Genomic DNA, 19480 nt, shown 5'->3' on the forward strand with positions numbered 1-19480 from the left:
AAGGCAGGCAAACGGAACACGGCGAAGCACCTCGAAGGCGCTGGCCACTTGCCATCCAACTGGGCGCGGCCTTTAATCGGCGGATCTGGAAAGGAGACGGATATGCCATTGTTGGACGAGATTATTGGGTGGGCCGGCGGACTCAGACCCTGGCAGCAGGAAGCACTGCGCCGGATATTTGCCCGGGCCGAACTAACCCAAGATGACATCGAGACCATTCTGCGAATGGTTCGCGAGCAAGAACGGGAAGACGCAACCACGGGGGGAGCACGGCCATTCACGCTGGACGACGTACCAGGCGCCGGAAGTGGCGCAACCGTGCGGTTGGTGGGTGTCTCGGGGCTAGACCAGGTAAACGGCTTCCCGTCCGGTCGTGCCTTTGACCTCGCACCGGAGGGCATGACCATTTTCTTTGGTCATAACGGCGCCGGCAAATCCGGCTACGCCCGCGTCTTCAAGAATGCCTGCAACGCTCGGCATCGGGTGGAGGTCCTGCCCGACGCTTTTGGGGCGGCAATCCCAGCTAGACTGCCATCAGCAGATTTCGCCATTTTGGTGGATGGCACTCCGGAAACCGCACGTTGGGTCCAGAACGGGCCGGCCCATTTGCATTTGAGTTCGGTCTCGGTCTACGACGCGGCCTGTGCCAATGACTACATCGACGCGGAAGGGACCCCTGCATTTCAGCCCTACGGACTCACTCATCTGACGCGCCTGGTCCTACTTCAGCGTGATTTACAGGCACGGATTGGGACCGAACGCAATGCCTTGGCTCTGGATACCCGGCAATTCGAACCGCTGAAGGGTGACACCGAAGTCGGCCGCTACATCGCCAAATTAGGTGGGGACTCGGACCGCGCCGTGCTTGCTCGATTAGGGACGGTCGGTGACGATGAACTCCGGCGACTGGAGTTTCTGAAGCGGACATTACTGGAAAGCGATCCTGTGCCGCAGGCGCTGGCCTTGGAACGTTTGGCGACACGCTTGGACCAGGCGCAGCGTCGAGCCGAGGAAGTCCAGCGCTGGGTGAATGATCGTGCCATAGCACGGGCAAAGGAACTGATTACAACGGAAAAAACCGCGCATCTCGCCATGCAACTGGCGCAAGCGCGTCTTCAGGATCGAGACACACTGAACGCCATGGAGTTGCCGGTAACGTCCTCACCCACCGCCACGCTGCTGGAAGGCACAGGAGCTGAACTCTGGCAAACGATGTACCGAGCCGCTGAGGCTTTCTCTCAGCAGACGGCATACCCTGAACATCCCTTCCCGCACCTGGAACCGGACGCTTACTGCGTACTCTGCCAGCAACCTTATTCAACGGATGCCTCGGAGCGCATGCGGCGTTTCGCGGCATTTGTCGCCGACAGCGCCACGGCGGATGCGCAAGCCGCCACGCTTGCGCGCATGAACGCTCTAGGGAAGGTGCAGGCTGTCGATCTAAACGTTCTGGATGTGCCAACACGGGCTGACGTGGAGGAGCGACTGCCCGACCTACACGCTGCCATCACCGCAGCGGCATCGGTCTGGACCGCCCGGCATACTTGGGTTAGCCAAGCCCTGCAAACTGGAAACTGGTCCCCCGAGTCAGAACCGCTTCCTATCGAAGCAAACCTCGATAGTCTCTTCGCCGCCAAAGCTGCTTCGCTCCGAGTCGACGCCAATACCCTGCGGACCTCTGCCGATCCCGCTCTACGCTTGGCGCTGACCCAAGAACTGGCAGAGCTAGAAGCCCGACAACGCCTCGCCAACCAGCTTGGCGCGGTGGAGCGCTTTGTTCAGGACAGTCAGGTCCATGCCACATTGAGCCGCTGCCATGCCGCCCTCAACCCAGCGGCAGTGTCACGCAAACTGACGTCCCTGGCGGCGACGCATGTGACCGAGGCTCTGGCCGCTTCTATGAATGCTGAGTTGAAAGCCCTGGGCTATAAGCGACGGGTGCAACCCGACCTGAGCGGGCGCACAGAGCTGGGGGTGACCAAGGTCACGCTGCGCCTGCAGGAAATCACGGCGAAAGCCTCCAAGGTGCTGTCAGAGGGCGAGCAGCGCGCGTTGGGGATGGCTATGTTCCTCGCCGAGCTCGAATCCCTGCCACATACTTCGACCGTTATTTTCGACGATCCGTCTACGTCGCTGGATCACGTATATCGTCGGGCCATAGCTCGGCGTTTGGTAGCGCTGGCTGAGACCCGCCAAGTGCTGGTGTTCACCCATGATGCGGTGTTCCTGACCGAGCTCGCGATGGCGCTTCAGCGCGCTGATCGCTCGGCCAGCTACAAGACCATCGGTTGGGACGAGTCGCCGGGACTAGTGAGCGAGGGGCTGACGTGGACGACGATGGACACCAAGGCCCGCCTGGCCGATCTCGAAAGTCGTGCGAAAGCACTGAACGTTCCGGTCGGCAGCGACCCGGATGATGAGCTTGAGCGGCAAATCGCATCGGGATACTCAAGCCTCCGAGGCACTGTCGAGCGCGCCATACGCGAGGTTTTTTTGAACAATACCGTCCAGCCGTTCAGCGATGTGGTGAGCGTAGAAGCATTTGGTGCTGTCATTGGCCACCCCGCAGAGGAGTGGGAGCAGTTGCTGGCAGTGTATGCGCGGGCCTGCGAAGCTACCGAGGCCCACGACACCCCAGGCGAGCGCCAACTACCGCTTCCCGCGCGTGAGGAGTTGCTCGGCGATATCGCCCAGGTCCTGGAATTAATCAAAAACGCGACTAAACGCCGAACTGCCTACGAGAATCTACGCCGGGAGCGGACCGCGCAACGCAAGAAGCTCTTCGGCGGCTAGCCCGACGTTTCATGCCGGGCTGGTCGGGCATGGCTGTGTTTCTTTCGAATATTGCGAGCTCTCCGTTTCAAAGTTTTTTGTGGCCTCGCGGATCAAGAGGAAGCACATTGGAGGCCGGCAGTTGGCGCTCCAAGTCCGCAATACGGTCGTACAGCTCAAGAATGGTGGCGTCGGCCTCACTGAGTAGGCTGGCTAGGTGGTCACGCTGCTGCGTGATTTCCTCGATCCGTTCTCGAAGTCCACGATTTTTTCTGCGGGCTAATAAGCTGACTTGGCGCACTGATGGCGGACGTTGCTCAGCGTGTCCTTCCACGTACTTTTGGATCTCAGCGATCAGTAGGGGGAAACGAGCTTTTTTCAGTGCAGAGGGGTCGCTGCCGGCCTCCTTGGCAACGTTGTTCTGACTTACGGGCGTCCCCTTCGGCAGTCGTTCGGGCTTGTTGCTCTTCAGCCGCTCGAACGCTGCGCGATACTGCTCGCCGGCACTCATTCGCTTAGCCGGGTCAGCGGATTCATGTTTGCCGGATGACATGGCGATAATTCTCCACACTACGTTTCTGGGCTTCCAACGAAGTCCTTAGCGGACTGTCTACCTCGGCAGCGGCCAGGCGCTCATCCAATACCGCCTCCAACACTTCGACTTCGTCGAGTTGCTCGGGGTCATAGAGAACGTCCGCACATGGTTTGGTTTCTCCGGGGGAGTCGCCCCCTCCGCAGCGAGCGATATTGTCGATGCCCCCATAGGGACAGGGGGTACGGCTCGTGCAGATGCCCAGCAAAATCGGTCGATGAGTGACCGTCCCCTTCTTAGCCAGATTGATCGCTTTCTTAGCATCAGAGGCTGAGATTAGGCGGACAATCTCAGATTTTCGCTTCTCGCCGTGGGGGCTGACGAATCGGTTGCTCGTCAGCTGTTGCAGCTGCCTACCCAAAGTTTCGTACATGGTGCGGACGTAGTAGGTATGGGCCTTCTCTTCCAGCCGTACCCTGGAATGGTTTTGCCCGTAGTAGAGACTCATCGCTCTGGCGACGTGCTTTAGCTGAAACTGCAATGAAGCGTCGCTGACCAGCCCGGATGCCTGCATATTCACTGCGCCGGTTCGTCGGAGTTGATGCCAGGCCAACGGCCAGATTTTGCCGACCGCAAACTCGTCGGTCAGCGTCGGCGTCACCAACCGAGCCAATTCGAAATCTTCCGGCGTAATGCGCAATTGCTCACGGTCGAACAGCTTGTCGAACCACTGAAGCACATGGGCATAGCTCGGAATCGATGGCCGAATCGTGCGGTTGATCTTGGTGAACTTCGTTCCCCACGGTTCAAGGCAATAATCAAGCAGATAGCGCTTGGCCGGATCATCCGGCACCGAGGCCTCGCCGGGGGGAGAGTCGCATTCTGCGCGGAGGTCTGCGACCACACGCATGGCTTCAACTGCCACCTGAGCTGACGGGGACGTCACCCAAAGTGCCTCAGAATCCGACATCGTCTTGGTCGTTCGTCCGCACAATACATGGATGTCGCCAAACTGCGGATCACGTTCTATGTGCAAGCAATCGGCGCGCAGGTTCCAAGCCTCTTCGACTCGCATGAGGCTGAAGTTCAGCAGATAGCACAGTCCAGATCGACTCACGAGGTTGAGGTAGCGACTCAGAGTTTGAATGCGAATTTCGTCGTCGCTCACTCCCAGCCAGCGACGAAATAGTTCCACCATGCCAAACCGATGCGCGGTGTCGATGAATGGGCCGTAGTACTGCCGCCCAGTCCACTTTCCGTTTGATCCATCCGACGGCCACTGAAACGGATAGAACGATTGTGGCCTGCGTTGTCCTTGGAGACTGGCAGAGTTGTGCCGATAGGCAGCCAGACAGAAGCGGAAGCACTCCTCGACTTGGCCTCGATGCGCCAAAAAGTCATCCAGGCATTCGCGCAAGCGTGTGATTTGATAGTGCCAAATGCGGGGCGGGATATAGGGGGTCTGGAGCTTCTGGTGGTCGGGCATGGCCGCTGCGAGGCGTGCCAACCCTGCGCGATCCAACAAGGTGAACCCCAGCGCATCCCGCCGCTCGTACAGTTCGTGCAGCAATGCCAAGAACTCACCGGACCGGGAAGCCTGGAGCACCTCCGGGAGACGGTCGGCAACGCGCGGAAAATGACTCAGTTCGGATGCGAGAATGCCTTCTTGAGTGCACAAGACGAACAGCCGACGCATCTGGTCGAAGCGCGTTTTCAGGCCTCGGTATCCACGGGCTCCATTGGGGCCGTATAGCCACCAGCCGATTACGGTCCGCAATAAATCGGCGTTCGCAGGATCGATCGCGGCGACATATTTCTTAGCTGGGCCATCGCCGAAATTGAGAGTGAGCCGTTTTCCCGCCCATGGGTCGAGCCGCCAAATGGCATCGCCCCAACGGCTCACCACCTGGCCAGCGGCATCTATGATGACCGGCCAATCACGCTGCGGTGGCCAGCACGGCGGACGGTAGTTCGGCGCATCAGGAATCGCTAGGGGCGAGTCGATGCCGAGGCCAAGTTCGGAAAGAATATTTTTCGTCATGCTGATCTTTGTCGCAGTTCTGCCAATCGGATGAAGCCATCCCAGGCCGGGTGGTAGTCACCTTCACTTATGCGCGCTCTGGCTTCTTCGACCCAAAGCCTGCGGACCTCGCTACTTTCTTCGAAGAAGCGCAGTTTGGCCGTCAGCCGATCGATCACCAGCAGGGCCGGATGCTCTGTCGTCAGGTGCTTACCCGAACTGGATGGGCGGTAGCGTGCCAGTTCAAGCGATTTGAGGTGGCGCAAGCTACCGAGAGACCACACATGATCCTCACTTTCGATATCCCGGTGCTGGGTACAGAACAGGCAACCGGCAGCATTGATGCAGTCGGGTCGCGGACCATTCTTCGGCATCGTGCCCACTGGTTCAGGTGTGGCCGATACACATCTACCAGGAGCAGGAGGTGAAAGGGACGGATCGGTTTGCTGATGGAAGCGCGTAATTTCCACCATAGCGATCTGCGGATGGGGGTCGGCATATACGCGTATCAGCGTTTGCACCGTATGCTGGGCCAACTCCGCAACCTGTTGGGGATTCTGGGACTCCCGAAGCAACCAGTTGATGCGCGTCCCGCGCAGTTTTCGCGGTCTCACTATCGGTATGCCAAGCTCGCGGCAGATGCGCGTAACGTTCGTGAACTGCGTCGCCTCTTCTAGGATTCGTCCCCCGCTACGTATAAGCGGAAAGAGCAAACCATCCGGCTCATTGGGAAACCATTCGGAACGCCATTCGAGATAGCGCTCGAACCACTCTCGATAACTGGCAAAGATCTCGAATAGCACTTCTCCTTCCCGTCGATTTTTGTAGGTACGTACCTGGTAGCCGTCTATGTGGCTGGTGTAATGAAACTGCTCAACCCGCAGGGTATGTGCTTGCTGGAGGTTCAGACCGGTCTGGGCGATGAACATCAGCAATTCACTCTCGATCCGTAAATTGACGATGGGGAAACGGGTCCGCAGTGTCCGATCTGCATCGTGGGCGGCACGCGCCGCCAGGGATGCTTCGATTTGCGCTTGGTTTTGCGGCCTGGTACGGCGGGCCGCTACTTTCTCGGGGCTCTGCAATCCCGACCATAGTTCCAGCACTTGGCCGGTGCGTAACGAAATACAAACTGGGAGGGGGGCCATTGTCCCCCTCCAGGTCAATGCCTCGCATACGTCAGCTAGAAGGTGTCCGAATGCGAAGGTGTTTTGCAGATTCTGCTTGTCCGCTTTGCTCGTATGTACCTTGCCTTTGCCGCGCGGCTTGCGAATACGTGTGCTCTTGCTCAGGCTTGCTTGGCGGTCCAATGCTCGGTCCAGCATCGTCGCCGTGAGCCTGGTGAGATCGTACAGGGACCCATCGCTGAAATTGCGTTCGACTCGATGACGCTGGAGCAAGTGATCGGTCCAACGAATGAACGTGTCGGCCGCCGTCTCGAGACTGAGATTCACGTTTTCTGAATCGATCCAGGCAAAGAATCGGCGCAATGCACTGATCTTGTTCTGCACCGAGAAGCGACTTCCGCCACCAGCAAGGTCGTCAGTCATGTGCTCATGCAGCTGCGTCACCAGCTCGAAACGTTCCGGCAAGGGACTGCCGAGTTCGCCCTGCGCGATCTGGCGGCCCACATGCTTCACCTTTGCTGCTGCACCTCCGCGAAACAGCAGCGGCCGGAGGTCCCAGGGCGTTTCAGTGGCCCCATACTCAAGCATCGGGAAAGTGAGGTCGAATTCGGAACTATCCATCGTGCCGCGCCCCAGCGCCGATCCCGCTAAATGCCGCCATGAAGCTATTTGAGAGGGCTTGTTTGATCGGCAGTGCCTGTACGAATCGGATGTATTTGAAGGTGGTGGCTTCAGAGTTAGGCCCATGGAGCAACGCGTCGCTGACCGTCGCAATTACAATAGCGACATCGGCACAAGCCGATAGCGCCAGACGTGCCAATTCGGTACCGAAGGTGCAGCGCGACTGATGGAAGCGGAATTTACGGAGCACCTGTAGTTCTGCTTTGACGCCCCGTTTTCGAAACTCGGACATCTCAACATTCACAGCAGATGACTGATCGGTGCCGCGCCTGCCATAGGCGTTACCAAAGCGGGTCAAGAACAGCAAATCACGATTCTCGGGCGAGGCTTTCGCCTCTCGTTCCATCCTCCGCCAGCCTTTGGCATATTCCAGCAATTCATCACGCAACGCTTCGGGTATCCAGACCTGGCCAGTCACACCGAATTTCGTGTGCACTGGCGGAGCTGCGCCTGGACCAACTGCAAGGCGTAGAAGCCCTTCAGCGGAAGGGTCGGGGGCGGCGCGCTCCAGAGACTGAATCTTGAGATCACAGATGCTGCCGAGCCGCATCCCGGTAAAAAATCCAAGGGCCAACATGAGGTAGAGCTCGGGCGTGGCGTTCTCTGCGGCGAAATCCAGAATTGCATCGCGATCGGTCTCCGAGACTGGCAACAGCCCATCTTCAAGCGTTTGGCCTGGGCGCTTACGGTTCGGGATGCTGAGGTCGGTGGTGGTTCCGCTGATCGTTCGCTCGAACCCCACCCGGTCGAAGTATTTAACGACGTAGGGTTTTTCCCGCCACAGCTGGACGTGTGGAGAAAGAAGCTCCCTATGCCTTACCCACCGATAGAACATGATGCAATTGCGCATGTACTCAGACGCCGTGGATGGGCCGATCTGGCCGGCATCGCGCATCTTGATCAACGCCCCTCGGTATAGCACCAGGCAGCGGTCAGCTTTGCGAGCGGGAAACTCGAACCACTGCAAATCACGAGATTCAAGAAATTTAGCGTAATTGAGAAGGCCATTCATGTTACTGGCAACGGTCTTAAGAGAAGCGTCACCAGTCGTTGCTCGCTCCACTGCCCACAGGTTTGCCTCCCTCCAAGGTGCATAGTCTGCCCAAAAGATTTGGGGCAAGCCCTCAATGGATGGCCGGCTGCTACTGGGGGAGTATGCGACGGCGTTCTCTCTGCGCACGAGGTAATGGGGCACGAAATGAATGCGCTCTAGCGTCGCCATTCAACGCCCCTGGGACGCTTAACAATGTCCATAGATAGAACTCAATAGCTTAGGCGTCCGCACTATACAACTTACTCTTATCAATGGAATACTGTTCCACCCTGGGGGCCAGTTCCTCCAGGCAGTTCATCACGCGCGCCGACATCGAGGCGTAAAGTTCATAATTACTTGAAAACGCATATATTTTTTCCGGGTATCTTTCGTTTTTTATCTGAAACCACGGAGTTCCCATTTTGATCCAGGGCTTCGCCTCGGCACTGCGAGCGATTACGTTCCCGTCGTTGTTGCTCAGGACGACTATCGGCTTTCCTTTCAAATCCGGTCGGAAAACACGTTCACAGCTGGCATAGAAGCTGTTCACATCGGCCAGGGCAAACATCAGTACATCTCCCTCGGGCGGTGGATGATATGCGTGACGACGCCAAAGATATCCAGCTCGTCGGGGTCAGGATAAATCGGCGACCAGGAGGCATTCATGGGCTGCAGCGTCAGTCGAGGCGTCAGCAGAAGCCGTTTAACCGTAAACTCCCCCTGTACGCTGGCGACAACGATATCGCCGTGCCGCGGCTTTTCAGCACTGTCCACAACCAGCAGATCGCCATTGTACAGACTGCCGTCGGCCATGCTGTCTCCGCTGGCACGCAGGTAGTACGTCGCGCTCGGATGCCGTATGCAGTAATCATGGAGATCCAGATCGGACTCGACATAGTCAGCAGCTGGGCTGGGAAAACCGCAGCTGGCCAGATCGGCAAACAATGGATGGGCCTGTGGCGGGAGTTCTTTCCCGGTGCTGAAAAGTTGTAGCTTCATCTTTCCTCCTGACACTCTAATTTTACTGGTTATACATACAGTGTGCGCCGGGAGACCGGTAGAGATCAAGGGGTGAAAGTCCCCGACCATTGAAGGACCAGCAATCCACAAGGTCCCCGAGTCATGCGTTGCATACCGCGAGGTATGGGGCGAAGCGTTGACAGGGGTGTTGACAGGCCAGCCATTGAGCCACGAAATGTATATTAAATTACCGGGTGCCGACGTTGTACTGTTAACGGAAGGCAACATCATAGGGTGCGATACTGCGAGTGCCACATGGACCCGGCGGGGTCTGAGACCCTGGCATGTCAATACGATCTCTACGCGGGAACCGGGAGATCTCCCCTCTGACCATCTGCCAGTGTCGGAGATGGCCCGCACCGGGAAGACGAGGAGTCATAGCCGGTGATGTACGGAGAGGAGAAGTCGGACTCGCTCATAGTAGCGGCGAAGCAGGCGAACAACCCGAAAGGAGCGGAGTCAGTGGAGCGAAGGAGCGGGGCCAAGGGGAACGTGGAACAGCCACACATGCGCCGGACACAGAGCCGGGAAAGCATGTCACAGAGGCTGTCACGCGTGCGGGAAGCTGCGAAGCAGCGGAAGAAAGAACGGTTTACAGCATTGTTCCACCTGCTGACAGTCGAAGCACTGGAAGCCGCATTCCTCTCCCTGAGCAGGAAAGCGGCCGCCGGAGTGGATGGCATCAGGTGGATGGACTACGCCGGAAACATGAAGAACAACATAACAGATCTGCACCGGAGGCTACATCAGGGCAGCTACAGGGCGCAGCCCGGCAGGCGTCACTACATCCCAAAAGCGGATGGAAAACAACGCCCGCTCGGCATCGCCTCGCTGGAGGACAAGATCGTCCAGTATGCGCTGGTGAAAATCCTGAACGCAGTCTATGAAAACGACTTTATGGGGTTCTCATACGGGTTCAGACCCGGGCGAAGCCAGCACGATGCACTGGACGCACTGGCCACAGGGCTGGTACGCACTAACGTAAACTGGGTACTGGATGCCGACATCAGTCAGTTCTTTGACAGGGTGAGCCACGAATGGCTGATCAGGTTCACAGAGCATCGGATCGGCGACCGGAGGGTAATCAGGCTCATACGTAAGTGGCTCACAGCCGGGACGTCGGAGGAGGGTCAATGGCGAGCAACGGAGGAAGGCACCCCACAGGGTGCGGTCATCTCACCGCTGCTGGCAAACATATACCTCCACTACGTCTTCGATCTGTGGGCGCATCAGTGGCGACGTCGCTATGCCACAGGCAATGTGGTAATGGTCAGATACGCCGATGACATCGTCATCGGGTTCGACAAACGATACGATGCCCGGCGCTTCCGTATAGCCATGCAGCGCAGACTGAGGGAGTTCGGACTCACGGTTCACCCGGAGAAAACCCGTCTGATGGAGTTCGGCCGCTTCGCTGCCGAAAACCGTGCCATCAGGGGAAAAGGCAAACCAGAAACGTTCAACTTCCTCGGGTTCACGCACATCAGCGGGAAAGATCGCAACGGCAGGTTCATGCTGATACGAAAGACCCGCCGGGATCGGATGACGGCAACTCTGAAAGCCATCAAAGACGGTCTGCGAAGGCGCTGGCATTACTCAATCCCCGAACAGGGAAAATGGCTCAGGAGAGTGGTTCAGGGATACCTGAACTATCACTCGGTACCGGGCAACTTCCCCACCATGCAGAAGTTCAGGACACACGTAACAAACCTCTGGCGCCGGGCGCTCAGGCGCAGGAGCCAGAAGGATGATACGACCTGGACGAAAGCAAACAAACTGGCAGCCGCATGGCTACCAAGGGTTCGGGTTCTTCATCCATGGCCTGTGGAGCGGTTCACCGCCAGACACCCGAGGCAGGAGCCCGGTGCGTAAATCGCGCACGCCGGGATCTGTGCGGGGGGTATCCGGTAACGGGTATCCCTACCGCGACATATTTAACAGCGTGACGATAATCCAGATCGCATGCCTTAAGAACATTTTGAGTAAATAAAGGTGTTCAAAATGCTTGATTTAATCATTTTGATATCTTTATATTGCTCATATTGAGAAATATCACTTTGATTTTTTCATTTTGCTCTTATAATTGGTATCAAATTGAGTGTAATTAACGGAGCATATTGATGAATATTTACTGCGATGATGGTTCAACTAATGTTAAGCTGGCATGGTTTGAAGGAGATGAGCTTCAGACCCGGGTTTCTGCGAACTCCTTCCGGCATGGCTGGAAAGTGGCGGAATTCAGTGCGGCAACGTTCAACTATCAGGTGGGTACGCTGAAATACACCTGGGACAGCGTCAGCCGGGATGCCATCCCGACAACAAACGTGGAATATCAGTACGGTGATCTCAACCTGCTGGCCGTGCATCATGCGCTGCTGAACAGCGGACTGGAGCCGCAGCCGGTGAGCCTGACCGTGACGCTGCCCCTGAGTGAGTATTACGACGGGGACTGCCAGCGGAACGAGGAGAACATACGACGCAAACGGGAAAACCTGATGCGTGAGCTGGTTCTGAATAAGGGCAGGGCATTTACCGTAACGGACGTGAAGGTGATGCCGGAATCACTACCGGCGGCGTTCTCCCGTCTCGCGGAGCTGAAACCCGGCCCCGCTGAGACCACCCTGATTATCGATCTCGGTGGTACCACGCTCGATGCCGGTGTGATTGTCGGCCAGTTTGATGATATCAGTGCGGTGCACGGTAATCCGTCTGTCGGCGTGTCACAGGTCACCCGCGCAGCTGCAGGCGCGCTGCGTGCGGCAGACAGCGAAACCAGCGCCCTCATCGCTGACACTGTCATCCGCAACCGCAATGATCGTCAGTATCTGCAGCGTGTGATCAACGATGCCGGTAAAATTGACGAGGTTCGGAACAAAATAACAGAGGCAATCACTTCCCTGGGGGCGCGTGTCACCAGTGAGCTGACGGCCTTCAGGAACGTTAACCGGGTATTCCTGGTCGGGGGAGGGGCTTCCCTCATAGAAGAAGCTATCCGTCAGGCCTGGCCTCTGGCTCATGACCGTATCGAGGTTATAGGCGATCCGCAGATGGCGCTGGCCAGGGAGATTGCCCTTTACAATAAAGAGGACTAAACGTGCCGGACGGCCAGTATTCTTTCTATCTGCACAGCGACGATCGCACCGACATCGCGGCGATGGCAACCATCAGCACCATCTCACAGCCCCTGCGCGGTGAGTTCATCCGTACCGCCGCCACCGCCGGGGCGGTGGTATACCAGGTGGATGCCCGTTTACCGGCGCTGATCCCGGTGTTCTTTGCCGGGCAGCTGAGCGCTGTCCGCCTTTGCGCCGTGATGGCCCTGGTCTCCGGAACCTGGTCCTCACTCACCGGCCTTCCGGATGAGCCCGAAAATAGTGGGGCTGCTCTGCCCGTGTCACCGGAGACGGAATACCAGCGCCGGCGTTACACCCTGACGCTTCAGAATGGCCGGAGCGGAGAACGGGTGGAAAGTGTGCTGACGGAAGCGTCATCCCGTCTGCGTGGGGATCTGCTGAGAAACCTGATTATCACCGGTCTTGCCTTCCACACGACGGCGCCGGAACTGCCGCGCCTGCTGGCCAGTATGCCGGTACCGCCCACCTCGGTCAGTGAGCTGCAGGCTCTGGTTCAGCAGATGGCCGGCACCGCTGACGTGAACAGGGCTGCAGCTGCAGTACCGGATACGCCGGCAGCATCTGCCGCGCCGGTGTCCGGGGCGGATACCCGGGAAATAAAGAAAAATATGCGGCGTGCATTCGGTGACTAACAGTACGAATCACATCCACTACTATACCGATTTCAAATGACTGACATCCCCAGGGAGGTTCTCATGTCACCAGGATTCAGAAATGTTCTCCGTCTCGCCCGCATTCCCGTCGACAGCAGTGAACCGGTGCGCAGAAAATTTGGCAGCCGGCTGATTGGCATTGTGACGATATGTCTGCTTCCGCTTCTGGTTTTCGACGTTCCGCAGTGGGTTTTCATTCTGTCGCAGGTCATCTGGGGGGCGGGCGTCTATATTGGCCTGTCCCTGGCCGGGGATAAATCCCTGAACCGCTGATATAAACTTTCCGGTTGTTCAAAAAAAGAACAGACGTGGTGGCGTCTGTTCTCCCGCGCTTCTCCGTCGTTTGCCTTCAGGTTATCCACAATTTTAAGCCCCGGATTTGTGGACAGGTATGCCGGTAATTCCCCGTTCGCCTGGAGTTAACGCAAGCCTGCCGCCCGCTGCCAGTGTCTCGCGTCCGGTCTGGTACGGGACGGGCGGTTTTTCCGCTCCGGCCCGGCGTCGTTGAGAGTGTACGCCAGTCCCTCGCCCTTTTAAGGAACGCCCTTCAAGCCGCTTTCGCGGCATATCCTTGCCGTCCAAAAGACGGACGGCTGCGGTATTCCACGGTCGGCCTGACCCGTGACCGGACGCGATGAACAGGCAGCGTGCGGCAGGGAACGGTATCGCGGTGATGCCTCCTGCCCCCTCAGACTACAGGAGTGCTGCCATGTCCAGATTCATTCTCGGGAACTGTATTGATGTGATGCGCGGATTCCCCGACCGTGCCGTGGACCTTATTGTGACCGATCCGCCTTACCTCGTCGGTTTTAAGGACCGTCAGGGCAGACAGATTGCCGGGGATGTGACGGACGAATGGCTGCAACCGGCCACGCTGGAGATGTACCGCGTCCTTAAAAAAGACGCACTGATGGTGAGCTTCTACAGCTGGAACCGTGTGGACCGCTTTATGGCCGCGTGGAAGGCGGCAGGATTCTATGCCGTGGGCCAGCTTGTGTTCACCAAAAACTATGCCTCCAACCGTCGTAACGCCAGGGCCCGACGCGGATTTGTGGACTACTGCCATGAAGGGGCTTATGTCCTTGCCAAAGGCCGCCCCGTGCCGCCCCTTAAACCGCTGCCGGATGTGCTGCCCTTCCCGTATACCGGTAATACCCTGCATCCGACGCAGAAACCGGTGGAGGCGCTACAGCCGCTGATTGAGTCATTCAGCGCCCCGGGCGCGATTGTTCTCGACCCGTTTGCCGGAAGCGGTTCGACCTGCGTCGCTGCATACCGTGCCGGACGCCGCTATATCGGCATCGAAATGCTGGCGCAGTACCACCGGGCCGGAACCGAACGACTGGCCGCCATGCACCGGGCCGTAAATACCCCGGCGGCGAACGATGAATGGCTCCCGGAGGCCGCGTAATGAATTACGACGGACACGAAGCCCTGCGCCGCGATATGGCCGGGCTGGCGAACAATCTTTGCGACCTGAAAACCACCCTGAAAGTGCTGGAAGACACGTACCACTACCGGTACGACGGACTGGCGGAACGGCTTGCCGGTATCAGTCTGCGACGTCTCAGCGTCCTGATGGATGAGGCGTTCAATATTGCACTGATGCTCGATGAAAGCTTTCTGGATTGAGGAGAGAACATGTACGGAACCCGTGAAGATCTTTGCAGGATGCTGAATGAGCAATATCCCGCAGAAACCCCGCTGAACCTGATTATCTGGACCCCGGCGGATATTGAAGCACTGGCTGACGGGATGGAATATTCCTTTTCAGAACATGACGTAAGGGCAGTACTGGAACGCATGGACACTATACCGGAAGAACAACGGCTTGAGTCGGGCGTGTCAGCCGGCCTGGTGATGGCACTGATAGACCAGGTGAAAGAGAACGGGCAGAGGGTGACTGTGCCGGTTGACCTGCTTGAAATCCTGCTGATTACCGCCGAACAGGCATTGTGGGACAGGGAATGGACCGCACGGGATCGCAATCTCCCGGTGCCGGAAAGCGTAATGCGCCGCCTGGCGGATACAGCAAAAGTGCGGGCATTACTGAAAAGCTGACAGCAGATCGCCCCGCCACGCGGCGGGGTGATATAACCCGGACAGAGACGATAATGATGAAAAATGAAACCCTTAACACGCTTATTCTGCGTCACGGCGACCGGATGCTGCGCCAGGCTGGCTGGCCCGACACTGTTGATATGGCGCCCGTCGCCCCCGAAACCGTACCCGGCTGGCTTGCCGCCTGCGGCTCTCTCAGTGGCGTGGAAATCCTCACGCTTACGGAACAGCTTTGTCAGCCGCTGACGTATGGCCGGGCAGCGTTGTTGCTCGCCAGCGCCCGGCGGCTGGCGGGAACCCCGGCTCGTCTGCATCTCTTTCCGGTGCAGGCATATCCGCATCCGGAGCGGCTGGCTGACTGTCAGGTTATCCGCCTGCCTTACGCTCAGGAGTGGCTGACGGCGGCGGAATGTGACGATCTGCTGGCCTTCCTGAAAGCCTCCCTCACGCAGATATCGGAAATCGTCCACCGGGATACGAAGCGCATCGCCGCCGCGCTGACGCCGTCCGTCACTCCCCGTCTGATGGACAGGCGGATCGGTGACTGGCGCTTGCTGGCCGTGGAGTATGATCATGATAACTGCCTGGACGAAGACGAAACCGACAGGCTGGATCAGGTCCTCGATGCCATTCTTATTCGCGATGCGCGATTCTGCCCGGTCCTGCTCACCCTGGTTAACGAGCGGGAGGAAACTATCAGGAGCGCAGGGGTTATCGCTGATCAGCTGCGTTTTACGGACACTCCGTTCCGGCGCTGGTTTGATCGCCGGGTTTTAAGGGAAATGGTGAGAGAGGCCCGCGCCAGCAGAACTCAGGAGTGACAGCCCGGAGCGTCAGGGGAGGGGGACCCTCCCTTGTCAGCCTGCCGGCACAGGAGGTGTGGTGCGATAAGGATGTCGCCGTGCCGGCTCCGCGTCCACCCGGCCCGGTTTCCGGGCCTTTTGGGTGAACACAACCCTCTGTTATCGCCGTGCCGTGTGCTGGCTGTGCCGTGCCTTCACTTTAGCCCGGCAGCCGCAGAGGCTGGAGTTCGCTGGCGCCGCCATCCCCGGATAAGGCAGTCGCCGGCTTGCCGTTGCCGCCGGCTCCGCTTCACCCGGCCCCATCCCTCCGGTCCGTGGCCTTATTACTGCGTCTGTCGCGTTGCGACATCTGCTTCCGCTTTTCTCCCGGTGGTCGAAAAACGGGGGAGAGAAACCCTGTATTCAACCTCCTGCATCGCGACGGGTAGTGCCGTGCCTTCACTTTAGCCCGGCCGCTGCAGATGCAAGGGTGCGCTGACGCCGCCATCCTCGCCCGGTCGCAGGTTTTTTATGATGCTCGCCGTTCTTCCCGTCGTTTTCTCGCTCAGGTTTCGCTCGAAAACCGTCCAGACCAGCTTCGCGCTATATCTGCGCTGCGGCCTCCGGTGTCGCCCCTGCATCTTCCGCTTTTCGCCGGGCTGTCGTGTCGGCACGGCACAACCCGGTGCCGCAGTCTATGTGATTACGGAGGTTTATCCATGCAGTATGTGAATACATGCCCGGTCCTGAATGTTGAGGAGTCCGACCGCCTGTCTTTTATGCCGTACCTGTTCGGCACGGATTTCATGCTCGCGGAATTACAGGTGTACGCTCTGGCCAAAAAATGGATGCCCGAATATGAGGGCGGCTTCTGGCATTTTATTCGCCTGCCGGAGGGGGGCGGCTACATGATGCCGGATTGTGGCCGGGTACATCTGGTCAGTAGCGAAAACTGGTTTGATCGCACTGTCAGCGCCGACGCGGCGGGCATTATTCTGACCAGCCTGGCGATTAATCGCCGTCTGGCGGCCCATCATGACAGCAGTAACCCGGCGCTGACTCGCCTTTATATGCTGCGTGATGCCCAGCTCTGGAATCACATCACCTTTCACCCCGAATGCAGTGCTATTTACGCCGCGCTGGACTGATTAACGACCGGGGCGGTTACACCGCCCCGCAGGGAGACAAAAATGACTTCATCAGTAACCGTTCCGGCCGTCTACGTGGGCACATATCACCAGTACAACGGCGGCAGTATTTTTGGCAAATGGTTTGATTTAACCGACTTCGACGACGAAGACGAATTTTATGACGCCTGCCGGGCGTTGCATGCCGCCGAGGATGACCCCGAGTTTATGTTTCAGGACTGGGAAGGGATCCCGTCTCAGTTTGCCTCTGAATCCTCTGTTAAGTGGGCGTTTATCGAGGCATTCCGGCAGGCGCAGGACGAAGGACGCGCTGCCGCGTTTGTGGCCTGGGCGGACTATACCGGCGAGTGCGACTATGACGCCTTTGATGAGGCGTATTGTGGCGAGGCTGAAAGCGAGGAGGATTTTGCTTATGGCTTTGTGGAGGATCACGGCCTGTTAAACGAGGTGCCTGAATCCCTGCGCGTCTATTTCGATTATGAGGCTTACGCGCGGGATCTGTTCAGCAGCGGCTATGTCTTCCATGAAGGCTATGTATTCAGCAACTGATTACTATCCGGCGGGGAAGCCCGCCGGTTAAGGAGAAAGCACATGAAACTTGCACCACAAAGCCGCGATATCCTGCGACAGTACAAAGCCCTGATTAATGCCCGCCGCCGCGATGCCGGTCAGCGGGAACTGACCACTGCGCAGGTGATGGATGAAATCTGCGAATACATGACCTGTCAGTGCGCCGTCTATATTGGCGGCCATTTCATTCTTCAGGGGGGAAAGGCACGATAAATCACAGGGCAGGGGGGAACCTCTGCCGCTTCCGGCCGCGCGAAAACCCGGGCAGGCTGCGCCTGCCGGAGAGAGACGTCGCCGCGCCTCCGGCGCCGCGCACTCTCCTCTCCGTTGTCAGTCGCTGTTGCCCCGGAATTCGCGTATTATCAGGGATATCTTCCTGTAAAGCAGACCGGTGATGCATATGTCAAAGTGGAATATCGCCTCTTTTTCAAAGGAGGAGCAGGACAAAGTTGCCGTCGATAAGGTGGCTGCTGCTGTTGCCTGGCAGGAGCGCATGAACAAGCCCGTCGTGCCGGAACTTGTTGAACGGGAACAGCCTGAACACCTGCGCGAATATTTCCATGAACGGCTCCGCGTACATCGACTGAACAGTCAGCAGCTGCCGCGCGCAAATGCGCCCGAATATAATAAACCCGGAGATGAGCAGCAGAAGTGATTCTTATCGTCAGTGTGTCCAGGGAGGAAATTTTATGCGTATGTCTCTGATGTTTGCAGCCGTGACGCTTTTAACCGGTATTAACCTGTTTTTTATTCCGTTTCAGCCTGTTCCGGCTCTGTGGGGGGCTATCCTGGCCGTTGCTTTTGTTCTGATTAATGTCGTGGCGGATAAGCTGCGCCTCTGGAGTGGCATTGCGTGGATTATCGTTGCCGGCATCATCATAACGCTGATGCTGAAGGGGAAAGAGCCGGGTGACGAATTACGCGGGTTGATCACCGTTTTTGCTTTCCTGGCTTCGGCCTGGTACTGCGTTGTACAGTACAGAAAAGAGCAGGGCGAATCTCAGTCCTGACCTGACCGGTACCCTTCATCTTGCTGCTGCTCTTCCTCTGGCTTTGCCTCACTTTCCTTTCACACAATCTGCTCCGGGGCCACCTTCGGCTCCTGACCCGCTGGCGCGGTTCAGTCGTCGAGCCACACTCCGCTAACCGCGAAAAGACGCGGTAAGCTCCGCCGAACCCGCTACGCGGTTTCGGGCCTGGCGGCTAGTGTCTGATGTCTGACGTCAAGGTCAACGGCAGCGCTTGCTGCGACCGTCCCGGTCGCGCCGCTTTCACCGTGCCGGCGAAGGACTGCCGGCACTCTGCGGGGCAACGCCGTTTCGCGCCCGCGCGTTCCGTCGTTGCGGCGGGTGCCTGCTCCTTTCCCCTGGTACCCGTATCACCCGTTTGAGTCCATTCGCCGGGGCTGAGACAAGCACAACCCGTCTTGCTGTCCAGGGGACGGCAGGGCCTTTCGCAATAAATTTTTCCCGGCCATTCCGCTGCCGCTTCATTAGGCCGAAAAAAATTTCCCGCTCACCCCCGGACATCTGCACCGGGCCGTGCTCGTTTACGCCCTTGCGGCGAACGGCTCTCAAACGGGTGAAGGTTATATCCAGGGGGCAGGTTCAGCAGGTCCCCGCACAAAGTCAAAACCGCGGCCCCGGCAACTCAACGGGTGATGTTCTTTAAAAATCAGGAAAAAGAAAAATGCAGGATCCTTCATTGCGAACGTATCGGATCGCATTTCTGGGAAGCAATGCCAGCGGCAATCTGCCGATGTTTACCCGGGTGCAGGCCACGACCGGAAAACGGGCGATAAAAGCGTTTATTGAACGCTGTGAACCCGTCAAAGGCTGGTTTCTGGGCGAACCGGAAGACATTACCGATCAGCTTAAGAAGGAGGAAGAAGAAGCGGGAAGCAAACCGCAGATATGAAAAAAGCAGGGTAAACCCTGCTTCGCCCAC

The 19480-nt window shown here is 57.9% G+C and carries 20 protein-coding genes and 2 pseudogenes; 16 read left to right on the forward strand and 6 right to left on the reverse strand.

Annotation, left to right across the window (positions count from 1 at the left end):
* The first annotated feature begins 102 nt into the window (after positions 1 to 102).
* The gene (locus OHJ17_RS25905; protein ID WP_137922720.1) at positions 103 to 2793 is read left to right on the forward strand and encodes an AAA family ATPase; all 2691 of its coding nucleotides are present in this window, start codon (positions 103 to 105) and stop codon (positions 2791 to 2793) included.
* Between the two features lie 67 nt (positions 2794 to 2860).
* Here OHJ17_RS25905 and OHJ17_RS25910 read toward each other — a convergent pair whose 3' ends face one another.
* The 6 genes and pseudogenes from OHJ17_RS25910 to umuD form a co-directional block, all read right to left on the reverse strand.
* Positions 2861 to 3325, reverse strand: a complete 465-nt coding sequence (locus OHJ17_RS25910) for a hypothetical protein (protein WP_023443007.1) — start codon at positions 3323 to 3325, stop codon at positions 2861 to 2863.
* The gene (locus OHJ17_RS25915; RefSeq protein ID WP_034039551.1) at positions 3306 to 5345 is read right to left on the reverse strand and encodes a hypothetical protein; all 2040 of its coding nucleotides are present in this window, start codon (positions 5343 to 5345) and stop codon (positions 3306 to 3308) included. Before OHJ17_RS25915 ends, OHJ17_RS25910 begins: the two co-directional genes overlap by 20 nt.
* Complete coding sequence (locus tag OHJ17_RS25920; RefSeq protein WP_034039553.1) at positions 5342 to 7072, reverse strand: site-specific integrase; 1731 nt, start codon at positions 7070 to 7072, stop codon at positions 5342 to 5344. Before OHJ17_RS25920 ends, OHJ17_RS25915 begins: the two co-directional genes overlap by 4 nt.
* Positions 7065 to 8354: a site-specific integrase gene (locus OHJ17_RS25925; RefSeq protein WP_034039555.1), complete on the reverse strand. Its 1290-nt coding sequence runs from the start codon at positions 8352 to 8354 to the stop codon at positions 7065 to 7067. Before OHJ17_RS25925 ends, OHJ17_RS25920 begins: the two co-directional genes overlap by 8 nt.
* Before the next feature lie 76 nt (positions 8355 to 8430).
* Positions 8431 to 8733, reverse strand: a pseudogene (locus OHJ17_RS25930) (DNA polymerase V subunit UmuC); the annotation flags it as partial.
* The gene (umuD, locus tag OHJ17_RS25935) at positions 8733 to 9164 is read right to left on the reverse strand and encodes a translesion error-prone DNA polymerase V autoproteolytic subunit (protein WP_001568036.1); all 432 of its coding nucleotides are present in this window, start codon (positions 9162 to 9164) and stop codon (positions 8733 to 8735) included. The gene umuD and the pseudogene OHJ17_RS25930, both read right to left, overlap by 1 nt.
* Before the next feature lie 405 nt (positions 9165 to 9569).
* On the opposite strand from umuD, the gene ltrA reads away from it, so the two are divergent.
* From ltrA to OHJ17_RS26010, 15 genes and pseudogenes are all read left to right on the forward strand, one after another.
* On the forward strand, positions 9570 to 11057 hold the full coding sequence (ltrA, locus tag OHJ17_RS25940) for a group II intron reverse transcriptase/maturase (RefSeq protein ID WP_162660611.1): 1488 nt from the start codon (positions 9570 to 9572) through the stop codon (positions 11055 to 11057).
* Between the two features lie 248 nt (positions 11058 to 11305).
* Positions 11306 to 12277, forward strand: a complete 972-nt coding sequence (gene parM / locus OHJ17_RS25945) for a plasmid segregation protein ParM domain-containing protein (RefSeq protein ID WP_004152353.1) — start codon at positions 11306 to 11308, stop codon at positions 12275 to 12277.
* Positions 12278 to 12279: 2 nt separating this feature from the next.
* Complete coding sequence (locus OHJ17_RS25950; RefSeq protein WP_053390142.1) at positions 12280 to 12951, forward strand: plasmid partitioning/stability family protein; 672 nt, start codon at positions 12280 to 12282, stop codon at positions 12949 to 12951.
* 63 nt (positions 12952 to 13014) lie between these two features.
* The gene (locus OHJ17_RS25955) at positions 13015 to 13245 is read left to right on the forward strand and encodes a hypothetical protein (protein WP_023329036.1); all 231 of its coding nucleotides are present in this window, start codon (positions 13015 to 13017) and stop codon (positions 13243 to 13245) included.
* Positions 13246 to 13440: 195 nt separating this feature from the next.
* Positions 13441 to 13610, forward strand: a pseudogene (locus OHJ17_RS25960) (hypothetical protein); the annotation flags it as partial.
* Positions 13611 to 13681: 71 nt separating this feature from the next.
* Positions 13682 to 14383: a DNA methylase gene (locus OHJ17_RS25965; protein ID WP_004152355.1), complete on the forward strand. Its 702-nt coding sequence runs from the start codon at positions 13682 to 13684 to the stop codon at positions 14381 to 14383.
* Complete coding sequence (locus OHJ17_RS25970) at positions 14383 to 14604, forward strand: hypothetical protein (protein ID WP_001568042.1); 222 nt, start codon at positions 14383 to 14385, stop codon at positions 14602 to 14604. Before OHJ17_RS25965 ends, OHJ17_RS25970 begins: the two co-directional genes overlap by 1 nt.
* Positions 14605 to 14613: 9 nt before the next feature.
* The gene (locus tag OHJ17_RS25975) at positions 14614 to 15033 is read left to right on the forward strand and encodes a DUF1380 family protein (RefSeq protein ID WP_053390283.1); all 420 of its coding nucleotides are present in this window, start codon (positions 14614 to 14616) and stop codon (positions 15031 to 15033) included.
* A 53-nt stretch (positions 15034 to 15086) separates the two neighbouring features.
* Positions 15087 to 15854 carry a hypothetical protein gene (locus tag OHJ17_RS25980; RefSeq protein ID WP_110522032.1) on the forward strand — a complete coding sequence of 256 codons (768 nt, stop codon included), beginning with the start codon at positions 15087 to 15089 and terminating at the stop codon, positions 15852 to 15854.
* Between the two features lie 680 nt (positions 15855 to 16534).
* A complete protein-coding gene (locus OHJ17_RS25985) occupies positions 16535 to 16963 on the forward strand; it encodes an antirestriction protein (RefSeq protein WP_001568045.1) in 429 nt (142 codons plus the stop codon).
* 42 nt (positions 16964 to 17005) lie between these two features.
* Positions 17006 to 17512 (forward strand): antirestriction protein ArdA, encoded by a 507-nt coding sequence (locus tag OHJ17_RS25990; protein ID WP_013214014.1) that lies wholly within the window; start codon positions 17006 to 17008, stop codon positions 17510 to 17512.
* A 42-nt stretch (positions 17513 to 17554) separates the two neighbouring features.
* Positions 17555 to 17746: a hypothetical protein gene (locus OHJ17_RS25995; RefSeq protein WP_001568047.1), complete on the forward strand. Its 192-nt coding sequence runs from the start codon at positions 17555 to 17557 to the stop codon at positions 17744 to 17746.
* A 187-nt stretch (positions 17747 to 17933) separates the two neighbouring features.
* Positions 17934 to 18188 (forward strand): DNA polymerase III subunit theta, encoded by a 255-nt coding sequence (locus OHJ17_RS26000; protein ID WP_011977779.1) that lies wholly within the window; start codon positions 17934 to 17936, stop codon positions 18186 to 18188.
* Between the two features lie 34 nt (positions 18189 to 18222).
* Positions 18223 to 18543, forward strand: a complete 321-nt coding sequence (locus tag OHJ17_RS26005) for a hypothetical protein (RefSeq protein ID WP_001568049.1) — start codon at positions 18223 to 18225, stop codon at positions 18541 to 18543.
* Positions 18544 to 19222: 679 nt separating this feature from the next.
* Complete coding sequence (locus tag OHJ17_RS26010) at positions 19223 to 19450, forward strand: hypothetical protein (protein ID WP_001568050.1); 228 nt, start codon at positions 19223 to 19225, stop codon at positions 19448 to 19450.
* Positions 19451 to 19480 lie beyond the last annotated feature (30 nt).

The sequence above is a fragment of the Klebsiella sp. KP20-425-1 genome (genome assembly GCF_025813515.1).
GTDB lineage: Bacteria > Pseudomonadota > Gammaproteobacteria > Enterobacterales > Enterobacteriaceae > Klebsiella > Klebsiella pneumoniae.

What these genes read in the sequence shown, in the direction of transcription:
- OHJ17_RS25965 (WP_004152355.1), top strand. Translation starts at nt 13,682, where the DNA reads ATGTCCAGATTCATTCTCGGGAACTGTATTGATGTGATGCGCGGATTC.
- OHJ17_RS25925 (WP_034039555.1), bottom strand. Translation starts at nt 8,354, where the DNA reads ATGGCGACGCTAGAGCGCATTCATTTCGTGCCCCATTACCTCGTGCGC.
- OHJ17_RS25980 (WP_110522032.1), top strand. Translation starts at nt 15,087, where the DNA reads ATGATGAAAAATGAAACCCTTAACACGCTTATTCTGCGTCACGGCGAC.
- umuD (WP_001568036.1), bottom strand. Translation starts at nt 9,164, where the DNA reads ATGAAGCTACAACTTTTCAGCACCGGGAAAGAACTCCCGCCACAGGCC.
- OHJ17_RS25955 (WP_023329036.1), top strand. Translation starts at nt 13,015, where the DNA reads ATGTCACCAGGATTCAGAAATGTTCTCCGTCTCGCCCGCATTCCCGTC.
- OHJ17_RS25905 (WP_137922720.1), top strand. Translation starts at nt 103, where the DNA reads ATGCCATTGTTGGACGAGATTATTGGGTGGGCCGGCGGACTCAGACCC.
- OHJ17_RS26010 (WP_001568050.1), top strand. Translation starts at nt 19,223, where the DNA reads ATGCAGGATCCTTCATTGCGAACGTATCGGATCGCATTTCTGGGAAGC.
- OHJ17_RS25970 (WP_001568042.1), top strand. Translation starts at nt 14,383, where the DNA reads ATGAATTACGACGGACACGAAGCCCTGCGCCGCGATATGGCCGGGCTG.
- OHJ17_RS25975 (WP_053390283.1), top strand. Translation starts at nt 14,614, where the DNA reads ATGTACGGAACCCGTGAAGATCTTTGCAGGATGCTGAATGAGCAATAT.
- OHJ17_RS26005 (WP_001568049.1), top strand. Translation starts at nt 18,223, where the DNA reads ATGCGTATGTCTCTGATGTTTGCAGCCGTGACGCTTTTAACCGGTATT.
- OHJ17_RS25990 (WP_013214014.1), top strand. Translation starts at nt 17,006, where the DNA reads ATGACTTCATCAGTAACCGTTCCGGCCGTCTACGTGGGCACATATCAC.
- OHJ17_RS25915 (WP_034039551.1), bottom strand. Translation starts at nt 5,345, where the DNA reads ATGACGAAAAATATTCTTTCCGAACTTGGCCTCGGCATCGACTCGCCC.
- OHJ17_RS26000 (WP_011977779.1), top strand. Translation starts at nt 17,934, where the DNA reads ATGTCAAAGTGGAATATCGCCTCTTTTTCAAAGGAGGAGCAGGACAAA.
- OHJ17_RS25985 (WP_001568045.1), top strand. Translation starts at nt 16,535, where the DNA reads ATGCAGTATGTGAATACATGCCCGGTCCTGAATGTTGAGGAGTCCGAC.
- parM (WP_004152353.1), top strand. Translation starts at nt 11,306, where the DNA reads ATGAATATTTACTGCGATGATGGTTCAACTAATGTTAAGCTGGCATGG.
- OHJ17_RS25920 (WP_034039553.1), bottom strand. Translation starts at nt 7,072, where the DNA reads ATGGATAGTTCCGAATTCGACCTCACTTTCCCGATGCTTGAGTATGGG.
- OHJ17_RS25910 (WP_023443007.1), bottom strand. Translation starts at nt 3,325, where the DNA reads ATGTCATCCGGCAAACATGAATCCGCTGACCCGGCTAAGCGAATGAGT.
- OHJ17_RS25995 (WP_001568047.1), top strand. Translation starts at nt 17,555, where the DNA reads ATGAAACTTGCACCACAAAGCCGCGATATCCTGCGACAGTACAAAGCC.